The 21,276-nt window shown below is 30.4% G+C and carries 15 protein-coding genes; 7 read left to right on the top strand and 8 right to left on the bottom strand.

The annotated features are described in order from the left end of the window. Positions 1-218 precede the first annotated feature (218 nt). From NOVO_01310 to speG, 6 genes are all read left to right on the top strand, one after another. The gene (locus NOVO_01310; protein AIL64662.1) at positions 219-1,001 is read left to right on the top strand and encodes a hypothetical protein; all 783 of its coding nucleotides are present in this window, start codon (positions 219-221) and stop codon (positions 999-1,001) included. Between the two features lie 137 nt (positions 1,002-1,138). Next, positions 1,139-1,783 carry a hypothetical protein gene (locus NOVO_01305; protein AIL64661.1) on the top strand — a complete coding sequence of 215 codons (645 nt, stop codon included), beginning with the start codon at positions 1,139-1,141 and terminating at the stop codon, positions 1,781-1,783. A gap of 16 nt (positions 1,784-1,799) precedes the next feature. After that, positions 1,800-2,024 (top strand): hypothetical protein, encoded by a 225-nt coding sequence (locus NOVO_01300; protein AIL64660.1) that lies wholly within the window; start codon positions 1,800-1,802, stop codon positions 2,022-2,024. A 116-nt stretch (positions 2,025-2,140) separates the two neighbouring features. Then, the gene (locus NOVO_01295) at positions 2,141-2,311 is read left to right on the top strand and encodes a hypothetical protein (protein AIL64659.1); all 171 of its coding nucleotides are present in this window, start codon (positions 2,141-2,143) and stop codon (positions 2,309-2,311) included. A gap of 215 nt (positions 2,312-2,526) precedes the next feature. Further along, entirely contained in the window at positions 2,527-3,780 is a 1,254-nt protein-coding gene (locus NOVO_01290) for a Poly-beta-hydroxyalkanoate depolymerase (GenBank protein ID AIL64658.1), read from the top strand. A gap of 1 nt (position 3,781) precedes the next feature. Next, positions 3,782-4,351 (top strand): Spermidine N(1)-acetyltransferase, encoded by a 570-nt coding sequence (gene speG / locus NOVO_01285; protein ID AIL64657.1) that lies wholly within the window; start codon positions 3,782-3,784, stop codon positions 4,349-4,351. 1,044 nt (positions 4,352-5,395) lie between these two features. On the opposite strand, the gene NOVO_01280 is transcribed toward speG, so the two are convergent. From NOVO_01280 to NOVO_01265, 4 genes are all read right to left on the bottom strand, one after another. After that, the gene (locus NOVO_01280) at positions 5,396-7,309 is read right to left on the bottom strand and encodes an Ankyrin repeat protein (GenBank protein AIL64656.1); all 1,914 of its coding nucleotides are present in this window, start codon (positions 7,307-7,309) and stop codon (positions 5,396-5,398) included. 40 nt (positions 7,310-7,349) lie between these two features. Then, positions 7,350-7,844 carry an Ankyrin repeat protein gene (locus NOVO_01275; protein ID AIL64655.1) on the bottom strand — a complete coding sequence of 165 codons (495 nt, stop codon included), beginning with the start codon at positions 7,842-7,844 and terminating at the stop codon, positions 7,350-7,352. A gap of 204 nt (positions 7,845-8,048) precedes the next feature. Then, positions 8,049-8,939 carry a hypothetical protein gene (locus NOVO_01270; protein AIL64654.1) on the bottom strand — a complete coding sequence of 297 codons (891 nt, stop codon included), beginning with the start codon at positions 8,937-8,939 and terminating at the stop codon, positions 8,049-8,051. A gap of 31 nt (positions 8,940-8,970) precedes the next feature. Then, positions 8,971-9,984, bottom strand: a complete 1,014-nt coding sequence (locus NOVO_01265) for a hypothetical protein (protein AIL64653.1) — start codon at positions 9,982-9,984, stop codon at positions 8,971-8,973. Positions 9,985-10,365: 381 nt separating this feature from the next. On the opposite strand from NOVO_01265, the gene acnA reads away from it, so the two are divergent. Next, positions 10,366-13,050, top strand: a complete 2,685-nt coding sequence (gene acnA / locus NOVO_01260; GenBank protein ID AIL64652.1) for an Aconitate hydratase 1 — start codon at positions 10,366-10,368, stop codon at positions 13,048-13,050. A gap of 315 nt (positions 13,051-13,365) precedes the next feature. On the opposite strand, the gene NOVO_01255 is transcribed toward acnA, so the two are convergent. From NOVO_01255 to NOVO_01240, 4 genes are all read right to left on the bottom strand, one after another. Continuing rightward, complete coding sequence (locus tag NOVO_01255; protein ID AIL64651.1) at positions 13,366-13,674, bottom strand: hypothetical protein; 309 nt, start codon at positions 13,672-13,674, stop codon at positions 13,366-13,368. Positions 13,675-13,826: 152 nt separating this feature from the next. Further along, positions 13,827-14,219, bottom strand: a complete 393-nt coding sequence (locus NOVO_01250) for a Transposase (protein ID AIL64650.1) — start codon at positions 14,217-14,219, stop codon at positions 13,827-13,829. Between the two features lie 552 nt (positions 14,220-14,771). Beyond that, positions 14,772-15,647, bottom strand: coding sequence for a hypothetical protein (locus tag NOVO_01245; protein AIL64649.1), 876 nt, complete (start codon positions 15,645-15,647; stop codon positions 14,772-14,774). 35 nt (positions 15,648-15,682) lie between these two features. Further along, positions 15,683-21,223, bottom strand: a complete 5,541-nt coding sequence (locus tag NOVO_01240) for an Ankyrin repeat protein (GenBank protein ID AIL64648.1) — start codon at positions 21,221-21,223, stop codon at positions 15,683-15,685. Between the last annotated feature and the right edge of the window lie 53 nt (positions 21,224-21,276).

Raw genomic sequence — 21,276 nt, 5'->3', positions numbered from 1 at the left:
TCTTAGTTTATTTCCTAATAATTATATATAATAATATAGTTAATTAGTTAAGTTTAAGTGAATATTTTACTCTGATGAATTTCTATATTCTAACCAGACTATTAATAATTTAAATTTTTTTATCGTAGAAAGTCTTTATTGACTTATAAGAATATATTAAGAATTACAATTAATTATTAATAATTATTAATATTTTTAATAAATATTTAGGAAAAATTATGAGTATAGAAGTAAAGGCTGATGATAAAATTCAGATTTTACAGGAAATAAAAGAGAATTTGAGCAAGCATACTCAAAGCGGGAGTTCTACTGATTTATTACAAAGTGTAATGTTGGCCTGTATAAGCAGCTATAAAAATAATTTAGAGATTCAACGAGAATTGATAGAAGAAGTGCTTGATAAAAATTATGATATTAACAATTTGATCTTTAATAACTCATTATACCTTTATGATGCTTATATATTACAATATCACAAAGATTTGTTACTGAAACATCTAACTAATCCATTATTACCAGAAAATTTATTACGTGTTGTACTTCAGCTGCCTATAACTTATGAGCTAGTAGAAGGCCAACATGTTCAAAATGAAAAATTAAGCAATATAAGAAAAAAACTTATAGAAGATATCCTAAATGAGGGCATTGATTTGTCGTTACCTTTTGATAAAGAAGAGGGAATTAGTATTATTGAACGATTGTTACAAAATGGGGATTTTAAAATTATTGAGCAAGCTTTAAAAGCAAGATCCCAAAATAATTTTACTATTAGTATCGAAAATTATCTTGGCGCCTTAGGTGAAAATTTTAATATAGATTTTTTCTCTAATTTTATAAAATATTTTCCAGATCATCAATTTTCTGAAAATCAAATATATGAAACTATGCGGTCATTAGGTGCATCTATTGTCCGTATAAATAGCGTTATAGATGTATATAAATTATCTAAGGATTTTGTTAATGTACAAAATAATGTGAATATAATTTATTATCTGAAATAGAGCTTACTGTATTAGATAAAAACAAAAGTACTTTACCTTTGAAATATTACCAAGACCATTCTACATTAAATAATAATTACGGCTTTTCATTTCTCTCTTTAGCCTTATTAAGTAATAAATTGGGCATCGCTATAGAAATGATAAAAGCAGGTTTTAGTCTAGAGTTACCAAATAAGAATTCTATTACGCCTCTGCATATAATGAGTATGTTAAACTTAGATCATGTTCCCAACCAATTATTAAAGGAATTAAGCGAAGCCATTTTTCAACATATAGAAAATATTGATACCATTATAAATGATAATGGTGAAGCTATAGTAGATAGTTTTTTAGCACTAGATGGTGATTTATCCAAGAGAATTATAGAAAAATCTAAGAGCTCTCTTTATGCATTCTTTAAAGAAAATGCAGATATATTTTCTCCCTCCAAAAACCCAGAAAGTACCTATATCGCCATTAGTCATGGTAATGGTTTTTGGTCTACAGGTGTGGAAGCTTGGTCGCGGTTAGTAAGTAAAAAATATCCAGAAGTAAAGTTTTATATAGTAACTTTAGAAATGATAGATAAAGGAGGAGAGGAATTTATAAGACAGTTTGATGGTTGGATTAATCCAGGCGCAGGTGATAGCTATCCTAAGGACAAAAAAGAATTTACCAAGCAACACTGGGAACAATCTTTGGATACTGAACAAATATATCAAAAAGTTCTAGAGAAAACTTTAGAGTTTAAGATACCGATTATGGGTATTTGTGCTGGTGCTCAAAACTTAATATTACCATAATGGTACTTTGCGTCCTGTGAAAGGGTATAGTGGAGGTACCCATACGATCAACTATCTTCCTGCTACTATATCGCATTTTATGGCTATGACCAAAATTCAGCAGAATGAAACTATGAAAGTATATGAATTCCCTTCTATTACCTTTAAAGGAGATACAGCGCATTTTTATGCTGCCGTTTATAATAAATTAGGTGATGATATAGAGCTTGGAGCAGTATCAGAACACAATATTGCTATGTAATATGCTCGAGTGGGTTAAGATATGCTACCCAATGTCACCCTGAGCATGCATACTATCTAAATATAACTGCTATCAATCATCAAAAAGTATTATTAGATAATTTTGTTAATATTGCTATGCTACATAGTAAGTATAGAATAGGAGAAATTGATTATCCTGAAAGGCTATTAGAGCAAATATCTAATAGACTATATGAATGTTCAGAATATCCACACTCTTTGGCAGGAGAATTAGTATTCAATGATCACAACACAAAGGTAATATTGGACCAGTGGTTTAATTATTAATTAAGATTAATATAGAGAGTCTTTAGGGTACTAGTATATCAAAGACTCTCTGTGTAATTGAGATATTCCTATCTACTACTTTTCAAATAAGTTAAATTACTCTATTATAACTAGATTAACCCTTATACCTATTTAAAGATATATTTTTAACTTATAATTTATTTTTTAAATATATAATGATTAATATTATCAACATATATTAAAGAAGGTTAATTATGATGACGCCTTTAATCTATCCTCTTGAGAATGCAATGGCTTATAATTATATTGAAGCTTGTAGATTATCTTTAATCCCATTTAGAGAAGCGTTGGAGCTAGGTGAAAGGTGGAGCCAAAATCCTTTTATATATGACAATAAAATAGGAAGATTTTATGCAGCTTCATATGAATTGGCTGATAGGCTAACTATGTTATATCCTAAGCCAGAATTTGGTATTAACTTAACTACAATTGACGGTAGGGATGTGGCAGTAAAGCAGTCGGTAGTATTCAAAAAGAAATTTTGTAATTTATTACATTTTACCAAGAATACTAATATCAAACAACCAAAACTCTTGATAGTAGCACCTATGTCTGGCCATCATGCTACTTTACTACGTGGTACAGTGGAAGGTTTATTACCTTTCTTTGATATATATATTACTGACTGGGTTGATGCTAAAAATATACCACTTTGGGAAGGAACCTTTGACCTAGATGATTATATTGACTATTTAATTGAATTTTTTGAGTTTTTATCCCCCTCTATACATGTGCTTGGGGTATGTCAACCTGCGGTACCTGTACTTGCTGCTACCTCTATTATGTCAGAATTAAATAGTCCCTTTGTTCCTGCTAGTATGATACTTATGGGTGGTCCTATAGATACCAGAAGAAACCCTACCCAAGTTAACGATATTGCCGTATATAAAAATATTGATTGGTTTGAATCTAGATTAGTTACTAGGGTACCAATTAATTATCCAGGTTATATGAGACCAGTATATCCAGGATTTTTTCAATTACTCAGTTTTCTATCAATGAATGTTAAACGTCATATGACAGCGCACTCGGAGTTTTTTGAGTCTATAGTGAATGGAGATGAAGTGGCTGCTGAAGCTCATAGAAAGTTTTATAACGAGTATTTTGCTGTAATGGATATGACAGCAGAATTTTATTTACAGACAATTCAAGTAGTATTCCAAGATAAAGATTTAGCACTTGGGAAAATGATGTCTAGAGAAAGAAAAGTAGAACCTGCAGCTATTACTAAAACAGCTTTGCTTGGTATTGAGGGAGAGCTAGACGATATTGCTGGTATAGGGCAGACCCAAGCAGCTCTGGAATTATGCAAAAATTTACCTGATAATATGAAATATTATTATTTGCAAAAAGATGTAGGACATTATGGGGTGTTTAGTGGTAGACGTTTTCGTAAATATATAGTACCTATAATTACAGAATTTGCATATAAACATAATAAGTCTTAATATGTTTGATAATAAAGTGTTTAAAAATTTTCCTATAATGGATTTAGGAGATATAATACTACGTGATATTGTAGTTTCCCAAGATAGTCGTCATTTTTTGGAATATATATCTGATAGTTTAGTGAATAAATATTTATCAGATGATGAATTACCACGCTCACTTAGAGAAGCAGAAGTAGAATTAAATTATTGGAAGGATCTCTTTAGACATAAACGTAGTATATATTGGGCTATAGCAAAAAAAAAGAATAACACTTTAATTGGTACATGTGGCTTTAATTCTATAAATTATACTCATGCTCGTGCTGAAGTTAGTTATGATCTATGTCGTAAAGAGTGGGGGCAGGGAATTATGACACGAGTTGTGCAGGCAGTGTGTGATTTTGCATTTACCAGTTTAAATATTAATCGTGTCCAGGCCACCGTAGCCCATGATAATATTGCCTCAATTAAAGTTCTTACTAAACTTGGATTTCAGCGAGAGGGAGACTTGCGCCAATATGGGATATTACACGGTCAAAAGAAAGATTTCTATATGTACGGATTACTTAGTTCAGATTTAGTATTTTAATTTATATTGTTAAATATAAATATCTGATATTATATATATTATTGTAATACATAAATAAACCTTACTTTAGATAGGTTATTCCTACTTACGATTCATTTTTGGCTGTTGAGAGGGGAAAGGCAGAATTTGTTGCCGCTTTAATAAAGCATGGAGCTATAATTGATCAAAACTCTATAAATTTTGCTCACATTAATAATAATCACAAGATTTTAGAGATCTTACAAGCAGGTTTGCTCATTGATGTATTATATAACCGTATACCAGATTTGAAGGAAAATTATGCAAATGAAACTGTAATCAAGCTTTACCTAGATTAGCATGTTTAATAAAGCAACAAGGGCTTCCTATACATTTACTTAACCCAAATAATATTCCTGAAGCTATTAGAGAAAAAGTATTAGCATTGCTAGAGACCAAAACATAAATCAAAATATCCAAGAGGCTGTAGATATACATTTAATCGCTATATTACATAAATTATATCCGGAAAAATTCTTTAGAGTTCTATCTTATTCACACGCTTCAGAATATCAGCACAACAGTAATGATCCTATAACATACAGTAAAATTTTAGAAAGCTATGTAGAAAATTTAAAAAATAATGATACTAAATATCAGGACCAAAAAATTCTCGAGAGAATTTTACTTAATCAGCCCCAAATTAATAAATTCTTTTTACCGCAAAGCTGATCTCTAAAAAGGAAGGAACCTCCCCTCAGCTTTATTAAAAGAGAGCAAGAGAAAAGGAAAATTTTTAAAGTAACTCAAGAACGTCATTATAGCAAAGGCAATTTAAAATAATACGAGGCGTGAGGCAGAAAGCATAGAAATGCTATTGTAGGCAATGAACAACAAAGTAATATTTAAATTGCTGCAGCTATAGATACCCATTTTCACGGATAGAACATAGTTTCTCTTGCTCATTACTTACATTTTTTGTTCGAGAGTAGGACAATTAGTAGTAGAGCTTTGAGCTAACTGCGTCCGCAAGTTCAAATCAATTTACTAACACTTACACTTTTTCGTTTGGTAGTATAATAATCACTATATACTTCGTTGCATTTCTGCTGAAGAATTTTGTTTTAGCCTTTCGACATGGGTTAAATGTGTCAGATTTTGTTCTGAAGTATTTTGTAAGTCTTTTAAGGCTATTTTTTGAAAATCAGAAAATTCATTAATAATAAGCCTTATTTCCTTAAGTAAAGCTAAATCGTGAGTATGGTTATATAAATTATTTTTTGATGGCAAGAAAATTTTTTCAATAAAAGATATTATAGGAAAAGGATTATTGTTTTTATGAGATATTATTTTTGCCTCTATTACTTCTAGTAATTTTATAGCTGTTTGTTCCTCTATCATAAAAGTTTCGCATAAATTATGCTTTTTTATAATTGCAGAATGCTGAATACACATATTTATATCTTTTATAATTGAAATAGTTTTTATATCTATCTTTTGTTGTAATGGGTGCATATAATGAAAGATATACCTTAGAAATTCAGTTGTTTCATGATTCGTTGGTATAGAAAATATAGTGTGAGGATTTATGGAGCCAATAAGACCTAGTTCTGGTATATTTTGTAAGAAATTATGAAATAAATCTGCATTTGCATATAGTAGGGTTTTAACTATTTCAATATTTTGGCCTTTAATTGCAAGTGCTAAAGGTGTGATACCATTTGGATATTTTAAATTTACCTTTGCTCCATGTTGAATAAGTAAATCTACAATAGCCTTATGATTAAATCTTATAGCTTCAAGTAAGGGCGAATTATTGTTTATTATCTTATTAATTTCTGCCCCTGACTCTAATAATAAATTTATTATAGGAGCATTTTTTATTTTAATGGCTTCAATTAGGGGTAATTTGTTATTTACTACTTCATTAACATCTGCTCCATGCTGAATCAAGAGAGATATAATAATTAAATTATGCTCAGCTATTGCAGTGAGGAGTGGAGAGGTATTAAATATAGCCTGAATAAAGACACCTTCCTTTAGCAGTAAAGATACTATAGTGATGTTATTTTGCTTGATAGCTTCAAGTAAAGGTGAGGTATTATGCCTCAATTGATTAACATTACTCCCCGCTTTTATTAATATATCTATTATAAAGCTATTATTGTGTTTTATTGCCTCTAATAAAGCAGAAGTACTATAATAATTAGGCAGATTAACCTCGGCTCCTGCCTCAATTAACATCCTCACCATAAGTATATTATTTTTTTTTACTACTTCTATAAGTGGTGAAGTAAGAAAATTTCTATAATTAACCTTTGCTCCTGCTTGAATTAATAATTGGACTATGGGGAAATATCCAAGTTTTATTGCAAGTAATAAGGGTGAGGAGTTGTTCTCTTCATGGTTAACATTACTCCCTGCTTTTATTAAAATCTCTACAATTTCTAAAGCATTTCCTTCAATAGCAGCAAATAATGGATGATGATAACTATCGTGCTGAGGAGGATTAACACTTGCTCCATTATTAATGAGAGCTATTACTAATTCCTTGTGGTTATGGAAACAACTGTGGGAGAGAGCACTATTTATACCATGCCATATTATTTTACCACTTTCATGATGAGTTGTTACGTTAAGCCAGGTATTTTGGTTTATTAATTCTAATGCACGAGGTATGTTATAGGTTTGGATAGCGTTGATAAAAATAAAACCAGCATTTTTATGGTTTTGTATAAACTGATGGATTATTCTAATAGTTTGGTTACCAAGAAATTTAAAAAGAAATCCACTAATTTGATTATAATGAATGGCATTTTCTAAGGTAAAAGAATTATACGCTTTTAGGAATTGCCATTCTTTTGAGAATTCTTGAGGATTACTATCCACTATAAAAGAATTGGGATTTAATATAGAAAGTAAATTTAAATTATTAAGTTTTATTGCTTTTTCTAATAGATTTATTTTACTTTCTTCTACATCGATGTCCAACTTTTCCAAACAGACTGAAGATGGAAAAAAGGATTGTAATTGATATAATTTAATTGCTGTGACTGGTGGAAGGGGAAGTTTTAATATCAGGATGTTCTAATAACATCATAATAATTTTCATATTTCTATGAAAAACTGCTTCATCTAATAAAGAATGGTTTTCTGCACTATGGTGGCTTTTTGGAAACAGCGTGTTAGGATTAGAACCATGATCAAGCAATATTTTAGTTAATTGAGTATCATTTAATTCTACAGCCATTGCTATAGGAAGCATGCCTCTAATATCTTTATCTTTTTGTAAAATTTTATTATGTTGTAATAAAAGGTGAATTAGTTCATATATTTCATTTTTTTCTTCTATAGTGGGGCTAAAAATTAATTGTATTATTAAATGGTGCAAAATAGTAGAATTATTATGATCTTTTATATTAGTGTTTATATTATTGGATAGTAAATTGTTAAGAATCTCCCCCTTGTTTGGTTCATTATTATCTATTAATTGAATAATATGATGGTTATCAAAATTATCAGCATCCCTTACCATTATAAACCTTATGATTGTTTAAAAACGCTTTAATCTTAGCGTATAAATAGGATTATGACAATTTTATATTTATTGCCTTTGCTATAGTTTAATTTAAATTATAGGTAAGTAGTGCTTCGCTTATGTAATGTTGTCCTATTCGTTCATAACTGCTATCATAATTCAAATTAATTCATTATAACTATTTTGCGGCAGTGTAATTTCTTACAGTCCTTTAACCTTATCAGAGGTAGTATTACCTACAAACCATCCCATTATTTTTGTTACGAAATCTGGTTCTTGATTTATTTTATGTCCAAGTAAAGGTTCTGTTTCGGGCTTGGTTAATGCATCGGAAGATCTAGAAATTGATTTCATCGCTGCTTCTTGTTTAGTTTGCAAAGGTTCATCTGATTTGGACCTATGTCTTAAGCTAGAGTTTTGCCCTTCTAGTATTTTTTCACTCCAAGTTTTGTCTTTCCAAGTTTTTTCCTGCTTTTCTTCAGCTATGGATGTTGATTTTATTATTTCTGGCAAAAACTTTTTATGATATGGAGTAAGAACTATACCTTTTGCCTTTGCTTCTAAACATTCTTGATAATAAACTTCCTGCTCTTTAAGTGCTTTTTTTAGTTCTTGTACTACTTCTTTTGTAGGACTTTTATCAAAGCGTTCTGCACGAATTAAAGGAGTGCGTCCTCTATAATCAAACTGATCTTTAAGCCAAGATATATCTTTATATTTTTCTGGGAAATATGCTCTTTGCTCGGCTTCATAGTGTAGTAATGATCTAGCTATTTGATAAGAGTGTGATACATTAGATTTACGTTTATCATCCCTAATAGATATGGCAGCGCACTCAGCAGCACAATGTAAGGAATTTAATTTATCATCATCGAGTATATAAATATTAGCTCCTTTTTCTAAAAAATAGGCAACATAACTAGGTATAATAGTATATGATAATTTGTGAAGAAAACTTTGATTTTTATCAGTGATATCTTTAAAATTTACTATATCAATTTCTGGATATTGTTCTATTAATTTACTTATAGAATTTAAAAAATCTGGCGCAGCTACCTTAATAGAACTAATATCTATCATTTTTTGTTTCATTTTATTCACCTATTTTTTTATTAATTATTTTTTAACGTGTAATTACTGATATTTCGTTATTAAGATTGGCATTATTACTTTTTGATTTACTATTACTCACAGCTATTTCTTCTTGAATAGGTTGGCCCTTTAATTGCCTAAGTTCTCCTTGCAATTCTTCTATTTTATTTTGCTTTTCTTCAAGTTCTTCAGTTAATTGTTCATTTATTTGTGAGAGTTGTTTTGTAGTTTCTTCGGTTTTATCTAGCTGTTCAGTAAGAGTTTTATTATTTACCTGCAAGTTATTATTTTCTTGTCTAAGGCAAACAATTTCTTTTTGTTGTGCATTAACGTTTTGTATTAGAATAGAAGTTTTTGTTTTGAGGTTATCATTCTGTGTGGTAAATAAGTCATTAAATTGTTTTAATTGGTCACTTACAGCATTACTAGTAATCTCTTGCTCTAATTCCTCAGCAGCTTGTATTGCAGGAGAAATTAAGATTTCTCTTTCTCCTACCATTGGAGCAGGGGGATTTTTTCTCGCCACTTCTCTTTTAATCATAGGTTTTACTAACATCTGCGCGCTACCTGCTACAAAAGTGCCAACTGCAAGGAGTACTGAACTCATAATTTCGGCTCCCTGGTTATATAAACGGATATGCAGACCAAAAAATAATGCTCCAACCACTACAGCCACAATTCCAGGCCAAATAAATTTTGTAATTTCTAGAGCTTTATCCTGAAAAGTTTTTAGATCCTTATTTTTTAACAACTCATTTTTTATTAATTTATAATTGTAACTAAAATCAGTAACAGCAGGTTGTAGGCAACTTATGCCAGCTAATATAAAGCTTACTGTTAAACTAGTATGAGCAAGTATAGCATTACATACTGCAGCAAATCCTATAATACTTAAATTAAGTATATTGCCTGGTTTTTTAATACCTTCTTTAATAATGCTAGGTAGATCTTTAATCAACGTTTTAGTATCAGAATGTATTTTAGGCTCTTGTCTTCTAATAACCTCATCTGCCCTTTGTTTACCTTTATTTTTTCTTCTTGGCATATTCACTCTTATCTGAAAATATATTTCATAATAATTAATAACTTTATATAAGTCAAGATAGGATGTAACTATTATTAATAATATTTAACTATATTAAATCATAAACTATTATTACGGATGATTATTTAGTAATACACTTCCTCATTCAAATTAAAGTGCTATACCTCTCTACCTTGTGAGCAATTGCTTGCAATTAATCAAGAAGTTGATTATAGAATTATTTAACTATTATGGTAAGAGAGTTTGATATGAGTGCTTCTTTGGATGAAAGCGTAAGAGGAATTTTGAATTAACTTGTTATTAAATAAAGTTATATAAACTAAATGTTATTGTGGTTAAATTTATAGATAAAATATTTTTTAGAATAGGATGATGTTATAAATGAAACAAGAGTCAATCAATAGCTTAAAAAGTAGGGCTAGTTTACAAGTTGGGCAAAAGAGTTATGAATATTTTAACCTGAATACTGCCGCACAAGCTTTAAATCGTGATATAACTAAAATGCCATTTTCTTTGAAAATATTATTTGAAAATTTGTTACGTAAAGAAGATGGACGTATTGTAACATTGAGCAGTATTAAAGCCTTAATAGCATGGTTAGATAAGCGTACATCTGATCAAGAAATTGCTTATTATCCTTCCAGAGTATTAATGCAGGATTTTACTGGAGTGCCTGCTATTGTAGATTTAGCTGCTATGCGTGATGCTATGCAAAAATTAAAAGGTGATCCACTAAAAATAAATCCATTAATTCCCGTAGATTTAGTTATAGATCACTCGGTACAGGTGGATTACTATGCAACTATTAATTCCTTTAAACAAAATGTTTCAATGGAAGTAGAGCGCAACCAAGAACGATATGAATTTTTAAGATGGGGCCAGGAAGCATTTAATAATTTTAGAGTAGTGCCTCCGGGAACTGGTATTTGTCATCAGGTAAATCTTGAATATTTAGCAAAAGTAGTATGGACAGATGAAATTAATGGTAAAGTTTTTGCTTACCCAGATAGTTTGGTAGGTACAGATAGTCATACCACTATGGTAAATGGGGTAGCAGTACTTGGATGGGGTGTTGGAGGGATTGAAGCTGAAGCTGCAATGCTTGGGCAAGCTGTTTCTATGATTATTCCAGAGGTAATAGGAGTTAAGCTAACTGGTAGATTGCAGGAAGGGGTAACTGCCACTGATTTGGTGCTCACAATTACTCAGATGCTAAGAAAGAAAGGGGTAGTTGGAAAATTTGTAGAATTTTATGGTAGTGGACTTGATAATTTACCGGTCGCAGATCGTGCAACGATTGGTAATATGGCGCCTGAATATGGAGCTACTTGTGGTTTTTTCCCTATTGACGAGGAAACAATCAAATATTTAAAATTAACTGGTAGAAATCAGGATACCATAGATTTAGTGCGTAGCTATGCGAAAGCTCAAGGATTATGGAGAGATTCAGGGAGTGAGCCAATATTTACCGATGTGTTAGAGCTGGATCTTGGCAATGTAAAGCCAAGTTTAGCTGGTCCGAAACGTCCTCAAGATAAATTGTTGTTATCTGAAGTATCGAAAAATTTTCAAGAAGTCTTACCAAGCTTTGTAAAAAATAATCAAAATACCGAGAAAAAATTTAAAGTGGAAGGTAAAGATTATGAATTAAATAATGGAAGTGTGGTGATAGCTGCTATTACTAGCTGTACTAATACTTCAAATCCTAGTGTAATGATAGCAGCTGGCTTAGTTGCCAAAGCAGCTTTAGAAAGAGGGATGAATTGTAAACCTTGGGTTAAAACATCACTTGCTCCTGGTTCAAAAGTGGTAAGTGAATATTTAGAGGTTAGTGGCTTACAAAAATATTTGGATGAATTAGGTTTTAACTTAGTAGGTTATGGTTGCACTACATGTATTGGTAATTCTGGTCCCTTAAATCAAGAAATTGCGGATACTATTACTACTAATGATTTAGCTGTCGCTTCAATATTGTCTGGTAATAGAAATTTTGAAGGACGTATTCATCCTCAAGTAAAGGCAAACTATTTAGCCTCTCCTCCACTTGTTGTAGCTTATGCGCTTGCTGGTTCAGTAAATATTAATATAGCTACTGATCCTCTAGGGAAAGATAAGGATGGCAAAGAAGTGTATTTAAATGATATTTGGCCTAGCCTTAAGGATATTAATGACTATGTTTCAAGTACAGTAAAGCCAGAGATGTTTATTGAAAAATATGCTGACGTATTTTCTGGTGATGAAATATGGCGCAATATGGATGTTAAAAAATCAGTAGTATATAACTGGAATTATAATAGTACTTATATTAACAACCCTCCTTATTTTGAGAATTTAGAAAATAATGCTAAACATATAGGAGATATAAAAGGAGCAAAACTATTAGCCCTGTTTGGGGACAGTATTACTACAGATCATATCTCTCCAGCTGGAAATATTGCTCTGAAGTCTCCAGCAGCAGCATATTTACAAGAACATGGTATTGAACCTCGTGATTTTAATTCTTATGGCTCAAGACGCGGAAATCATGAAGTGATGATGCGTGGTACTTTTGCTAATATTCGTATAAAAAATGAGTTAGCTCCTGGTACAGAAGGTGGATTTACGAACTATATACCAAGTAATGAGATTATGACCATATTTCATGCTTCAATGAAATATAAAGAAGATAAAGTTCCAACGATAGTGATTGCTGGTAAAGAATATGGTACAGGTTCCTCCCGCGATTGGGCTGCAAAAGGTCCATCATTACTTGGAATTAAGGCTATTATTGCAGAAAGTTTCGAACGTATCCATCGCTCGAATTTAGTAGGGATGGGTATTTTACCGTTAGTATTTAAAGATAATATGAATAGGCATGACTTAAATCTTACAGGACATGAAACTTTTGATATCTTAGGAATGGAAGGTAAAATAACACCATTAATGGATGTAACTTGTCACATTACTTATAAAACTGGGGAGCATAAAATTATTAATTTAACTTGTCGCCTAGATACTATAGAAGAAGTTGAGTATTTTACTAATGATGGAATATTACATTATGTAATTAGGAAATTACTTAAATAATATTATAGTGAAAAACAGCATGTTTTGCTTGTACCAGAGTAGCTCTTCATATCTATAGTAAATGGATTTGAATTAGGTACGTGGTTATAGCTGTGGCAATTTAAATATTACTTTGTTGTTCGTTGCCTACAATAGTATTTCTACGCTTCGCGCTTCACGCCTCGTATTATTTTAAATTGCCTTTGCTTAGCTCAAACCTCTCCTACTATAGTAGTTTTAAATGAAGATGACACTCGGAATGAGGAGCCTACGCCTACTAATTGCTAGGAGAGTGACGAATGACGACATATGCATCTTCCTGAGTACTATAGTCAATTAAGTTGAGAATGGCATAGAGAAGCCATAATCAATAGCATCGCTAAGGTTATTAAAATTAGTAATGATAGGTTTGATTTTAGCTTTTAAATGAGCCCAATATTTTTCAATTGGGTTGAGATCAGGAGAGTAAGGTGGTAAGAATAAAAGTTTACAGCCTATATCTTCTATTAAATTCCTAGTTCTAGCTGACTTATGGAACGTTGCATTATCAAGTATTACAACTTGACCAAATCTTAGTTCGGGCACCAAACACTGACTAACCCACTCGTTAAAAACTTCTGTATTACATGTGCCCTTGAAACACATTGGCGCAATAATTTTCTTCCCAACCTTACCTGCAATAAAGCTTTCTCGATCATGTTTTTTACCTGAGATATCACCATAAACTTTACTTCCTCTGAGACTGTATCCCCAAGAATAGTACAAATAGCTATCAATTCCACTCTCATCAATATAAACTATATCTTCCGCTTTATAGTTTGCGATAGCTGCCAAAAATAATTGCCGTTTTGCTTCATCCCGTTCACGATAGAGTGTGGTCTTTTTTTTCGTGTGATCCCCAAAGTCTTGAATGCCAAACAGATAGCAGCTGTAGACACATTAAAAACCTTTGCAAAATCAGATAATAGCCAATTGCTGTTTTTAGACACCTCGTTTAATAATTTGATTGGATCAAGCTTCTTCCATGGCTTAGCTGCTCGTGTGGCTGCTAAATTCCCGGATTTCGATCTCGATAACCATCTATAAATTGTTCTTTCACCTATGCCAAAAATTCTTGCAGCTTCTTCTCTGGTATAACCTTTATTAACATAGTGAATTACTTTTTTACGTAAATCTAAGGAATATGCCATTGCTTCTACTGTTTTGGGTTTATGAGCTTTTTAATATATCATATATCATGTCTTTATCAACTTAATTTACTATACTACGTCACAAGATCGTATTCAAGCTGAAATACACTATGATGCCCAAACTCCCCCTTTACCACCTAAGACATGGCAAACTCGTCTTCAAACTGAAAGAATTCGCCCAACGAATACTACTCTTATCCGTCATTAACTCATAGTGAATTAATTTATAATAGGAAGAGGAACAAGAAACGAAGGGTACAATTATAGTAAATTGATTTGAATCCGGGACACGGTTAACTCAAAGCTCTCCTACTATATAATTCCTACAGGACAAAAAAGTGAAATAATGCCTAAGAAATGATGTCATACCCGCGAAAGCGGGTATCTCATGACTCTGGAGCATTACTATATTACCACTTTCACGGTCATCACAAAAAAGAGTATAGTATATCTTATATCATAGATTATCTTAAACTTTTTTGTCCGGTAGTATGAGAAATGCTACGTGAACAATAAACAACAAAATAATATTTAAATTGTCTTTACTATAATTCATAAAATATCTACACCCCACATAGCAGTAACAACACTCAAGACCATAATAGGTAACTTATACTCTATATAAGATGAAGATGAGTTCTCATATTGAGTATTTTCTAGATAGTCAGTTCCATCTCCGCTACTTTCTGAATATAAGTCTTCATCTTCACTACTTTCCAAATATATATTCTTATCTCTGATATTTTCTAACTCTTTATTCTCAACAAACTCAGAAATATCTGTACTATTAAGGTAGTGAGAATAATAATTATCCAGTAAAGCTTCTTGAAAAGCGCTCTTTGTAGATCTAATATTTTCAAGTGCTTCTTCTGATACTTCTGACATAAAAAATTTTTTCTGTAAATTCTCTACTATATCCATCGCATGAATAGCACCGTCAGACGTGATAGCATCATTTCCTTTAAAATCCAAGGAGCTAATACTGCTATTAGCTAAGATTTGTGCAATTTTCTTTAGCTTTTCATTACCAATATGATTATATGATAAATCTAAAAATTTAATTTTCTGCTCTTTAATACTTAATAAAAATTCTTCTGTTAAATCTTGATCCACCATATTAGTAGAAGCAAGATTTATCGAATTTATCTGCGTATCTGATAGTATACTGGCTAACTTACCTAAACTTAATCCAATATCATTATATGATAAGTCTAGTAACTGAACTTGACTTCCTGGTAACCCTGAATATACTTCTTCCGCTTGTTGATTAGTAAGTTTAGCATTATGAAAATGTAAATCTCTAACCTCTGTACATTTTAAAAATCTTGATAATTCATGTATAAATTTATCATTCACATTGCTAGTAATATATAACCTACTTTTACTTCCAATATTTCTTACCAATTTAGTTTCTATAGAATTGCACATATATTTCTCCGAATTAATGTTTTAAGATAATTTTTCTAGATTTCAAAATCATACGATATATTTCTAACTGTTCCTCCAAGCTCCATATCACTAGTTTCGCTTGTTGTTAGATCTAATTTATGTTCTTGAGTTATTTGGATTAAATTTTCTATATCGAGTAATTTATTGATAGTTTCAATAATCTCCTGAGATGCCGAGCTAGAAATTAAGTCAGTATTAATTACTTGAATAAATTGATCGATCTCAGCTTCAGTATAAGAGTTCAATTTTAACGTATTTTCTAATATCAATTTATATTGATCTAGCAGTGGTTGATTTATACAATTTTTAAGTACATTTAATTTATCAGACTGAAAATTACATTCTTTTACATAGTCCATATAGTCTGTTATACTATTAAAGCCTAATGCATGACTTACATTATGATAATATTCTGGTTGCTCAACTTTCTTATAGGCAAGTACGCATTTTAGGGTATGTTCATCATAACAATCTTGGCTCTTACCTAATTTACTAATCTCTTGATAAGATTTATATATTGCTTGAACAATAGTAAATTTTTCTGCTAAATTATAAGAAGATTTTATACTATTATACACTAATATAGATTTCTCTAATTGTGAAAATCTAAATTCGAATATATTAATGTCATTATTTACGGTATTTTTATAGGGATTGTGTATTATACAACTATAGCCAGACTTCTGATGAATTAATTTTATATTTTTATTGCTACGTATAATATCAATATCTTTTGGATAAATATCATTAAATACTACTATTTCTATTTTTTCCTTTTTTTCTCCTGCAGGTACCATTTTGTTCTTTAATAAGTGTAAATTAGGATTTAATTCTATATTTTCCCTAAAACTCACATAATGTACATTGAGCTTGTTTTTAATTACTATATCCTTTTCTGGAGACCGGCTACTGTTCTGCAATTGAACTACAGTAATAGGATTGTAATTATCAATAATGCCATCCCTATAGGTGTATAATTTAATATCTTCCCATTTAGGAGTTTCATTATGTAAATCTTTTAAGAGTATTACTATATTTGAATTATTAACTTCTAATATAGAATCGTTATTATATCGATATATAAAAATATCATCTCTATGAGCATTAATAACAGCTGTGGTAGTGCTTGGAGAAACTATAATATTATTGGCATGATAAAAAGGTACCAACTTTATATAACCACCATAATTAAATGGAATCAAACTATTATACTCTTCATCTAAAAATATTAGATGTTGGTATTCTTTAGATTTATAATAATTTTCAACAGTGATAGATTTTTTCTCATTTTCAAAATATAAAATTATTCTTAAATGATCGGCAGACTGATATATATATGAATTATTATGAGGTGGTAAATACAAAACATCAAAAGCCAAATCTTCTGCAAAGTTATTAATATCTACGTCGACTTGGTTGTTTAAATGATCAATTTGATATATATCGGAGCCATTATTACCTTGACCGTAAATTATATTATTATCTAACATAATAATATCTACGCTACTTGCACCAAAAAATGCCCCTTGCATTACTTCTGAAAAATTTCCTTGTAGGATAGTATAAACATTATACTCAGGCTTAGCTTCAGAAAATTTCTTATAATAATTCTGAAAATTAGTCAAATTCCTTGCAGAAAATTGTATATATATTCCAAATTCACTTACAACATTAGTATCTTTTGGTATTGTAGGTACAATATTACTACCATATTTGTCGAAGAGTATTACGTTATTTACCTTAGCATTTAAATAGCTAGCTATATTAATCGTATGTACCTTTCCTGTATTTCCTAGCGGCATTTCAATAGATAAAGTATCATTATTTGGATAATATAATATCTGTTTACAGTCTTTTAATAAAACGTTATCAATGAATGTAATTGTTACATTACCGCGAGCACCAATTGAAGAAATAGAATTATCATCAATATTATAATCTGTGGTTTTGATATAAAAGTTATAATTATCCTCTTTAAGACCCGAAGCGATAGTATGAGGACTTATGATAGCATTAGTACAATTAAACAATTTATCAGGTTTAGAATTATTAATTCCCCCTCCTGTACTAATAAAGAAGCTATTTTGTGATGGATTTTTTATCACTTCATCAGATGCCTTACACTGCACAATATCTGAATTTTTGTTACTACCTTGGTAAGCAATAGAACGAGTTTTATGACTACTTTCTACACTAATAGGATGGTTATTGTGAAAGCCAATTTTTACTTTTTGGCCTTTTTCTTTTAATTCTTCGAATTCCAGAAGAATAATTTGATTTTTTAAATTTGCAGTATTGATAACATTCGTTGAATTGCTGTTTAGTAAAATTTTTCCTTGAAAGTCAATATTATTAAAAATAAATTCATTTCTAGTATTAGCACTACCATATATTGATTCACTATTTTGATATAAGTAATATGTATTATCATATATATTGCTACCTATTATCTCACTATACTCCATATAAGTTGGATCATATACTATAGTAGGGTTTGAAGATTTTTGATTAATTCTAGTCTGATTAACCACCACAGCACTATTTTCACAATAGTAATTAGAGTGCCCCTCTCTATCTACCACTTCATATTCAGCATCTGTTTTCTTAGGTAAGCATATAAAAGATATATCCTTATTTGCTTTAGGCAAAACACGTGATAATTTATAATTTGTATAATTATTATTCATATCAATTTTAGAATAACCAGAATGAAACTCTATCTCAGTTTTATATTTAGTGCATACAACATTGACTGGTGGCGAACCACATGGTGCTGTATATGGAGTATAAGATGTTTTTAATTCACCAAGTCCATAAGCATAACCTACAACATTTTCAGGCATACTCTCTAGGTTTGTTATAGCCGCTTTTGTTAAAGAATTGACGTACTCAGTACGATAAGCTAGCTCTTGTACATCCGCGGACATTTCATTCATCGTTACAGTGCGCCAAAAAATACTCCAGTTTTCGCTATGAGTAGTATCGTATTTTTCTTCATATTCTATAATATTACTCACTCCATTATATACGCTATATCCCACAAATAAGGCAGTACCTACTATTATTCCAATTGGACCTGTACCATACGCTGCCACTAATACTCCTGAGACTAATGATACAGATGCAAAACTAATTTCTGCTATAGCATCTCTAATTTCTTTATCAGTACATTGATGAGTAGTATTACATTGATGTAACTTTACTGAAGCTTTTGCTAAATCAATAATATCAAATAAGCCTACGGCCACTCCTCCAGCAGCTTTTGCAAATTTAATAGCATATTTTCCAGCACTTACCTTTGCTATAAATTCTATATTAATACCTTTAATACTTCCCAATTTAGGAACTTTACTCATTCCATTATTTACCAGATACGTAGTCATTTTAATGGACATATTTTCTATAGGACCAGATAAAAACTGATAACCAAAACTAGCTAAATTATATACACAATCTTTAGCCTCACCTTGCGTACAACTAACCTTAATGCCATACAAACCATACATCATATGTAGCTTTCCAGCTGCACTTAGAATTTTATTCTTTAATGGAGCTCTAATATTGGTAGTATCCATATGAGCTTCCATGCCCCGTATATAGACATTTTCTATATATTTGTTATGCCCATTATAATTTTTACTATCTTGGCTAGCTCCTGGATAATAATTATCTAAAACTAAATCTGTACCAGGATATTTTTTATTAATAGTACTAATGGCTTTTGTAGGAATATTATTATATTGTAAATCAATTTTATCTATACTTTGAAGATTATATTTTTCTGTATGGGTTAAATGTAAAAAATTATCACTAATTTTTAGCTCTTTCAAATTAGGTAAATTCTTTGTATTTAAGATATATTTTAAACCTTCATCACCTATATTATTATGGCTTAGATCCAACTTTTTTACATGCTGTAATTCTGGAATTTTGACGAATTGTTCTATATCTTTATCCGTTAAAGCACGATTAGATAATGTTAATTCCCCCGTAGAAGAGACTTTTTTTCTTCCAGGAATCTTGCCTTTAGATAGGAGAGTATAATCAGAAGCTATAGCATTAGGGTGTAACTCTAATGCTCGGATAGTTTTAGTTTTTGGTAAAGTAGGTGAGGCTACATATATTTCATATTCAGGACTATTTGATAGAGCAGTAAAAATTTTTGCTACTGCTTTATTCAGTTTTTGAAATGAGATATCGTCTCGTAAAGAAAATTTATGACTATAGTTTATATGATATCCATATAATGTATAACCACTTTTATCCTTTATGACTAAGATTGAGGTTTTTTTATTAGTATATAAAAAGGCATTATCTGTAGGGAATTCAGACGATGTATATTTAACTAATATCTGATCATGATATTTCTCGTTAGCTTTTATAGCCTTCCTATGATGGACTTTTAATTTATGTTTTTCCTCATACCCAATATTTATTGCTTTTTCATTCAGTAAACTATTAAAATTCTTAATATATTTCAGAGATTTATTAATATTACCATATTTATTATGGTTATATAATAATGCCATATTTAAATAGTCTTGTGATAGCATATTACCATCATGTGTTACTTTATAATCTATATTATTACATGAGGGAGCTCCTCTTTTGACTATATTATGCCCCTGATCACCTAGATCACGCTTACAACGCGGAGTATCTAAAATATCTGTTAAAGCCTCATCTAAATTATCTTGAACTTGCTGCTTTACTTGCTCAATTTCCTCAGCCATAGCCTTTTTCACTGGTGAATTTTTAGCTAATTCTAATAGCATAAATCCATCTTTATTTTTGCTTGCTAGAGCAATATATCCTTTTGGTGATAATAGTTTAAAGATCTTTATATTATTATTTTTAGCTGCTATATGTAGAGGAGTATTACCATCAGAATTCTGTATATTTACATCAGCATCCTTCTCAACCAATAATTTGATAAGATCAACATTATTCTTTTTAGTTACTAGATGTAACGGGGCATTACCTTTTTTGTCTGTAATATCGATATTGATTTTAGGATGAGATAATAATTTAATAATGATTTCATTTGAAACATTATTATTAATTGCATACAATAAAGGGCTTTTATTGTTTGTATCTATAATATTAATATTTGCAGACGGGTGATCAACTAATATATCAATAATTTCCTTATATTCATTTTTTATTGCTATATTTAAAACAGCTATACCATCTTTAGTGAGAATATTAACATTAGTATTATGCTTTAGTAATAAATTAACAGCCTCCAAATTATTAGTCTTTACAGCCTGTACAAATAATAGATGTTTTTGTGATTCATTTAATATATCTATATTTAAGCGTTTTAAAACTTGATTTAAAATTTCTATTTCAGAAAAATTAGCAACTTTTACTGCATCAGGTGCGTTAGCAATATTATGGACAATTATCCTATATTCATCTAACAAAGGAATTACAGCCTCATAGTTAGGTAAAAACTGCAGCAACTCTTCTATTATAAAATTTCCAACCTTTGCAAGTACAGCTTGTTCATGTAAGTTAATATTTTGAGGGTTATCTATATCAATATTAGCCATAGCTAAATCTTGTAGTGATTCTATTTTATTATGATCTGTTACAATATCTATAT

This window comes from Rickettsiales bacterium Ac37b (assembly GCA_000746585.2).
In the GTDB taxonomy this organism is placed as follows: domain Bacteria; phylum Pseudomonadota; class Alphaproteobacteria; order Rickettsiales; family Arcanibacteraceae; genus Ac37b.
The sequence above is the reverse complement of the archived record's forward strand: the minus strand, read 5'-3'. Positions and strand labels throughout refer to the sequence as shown.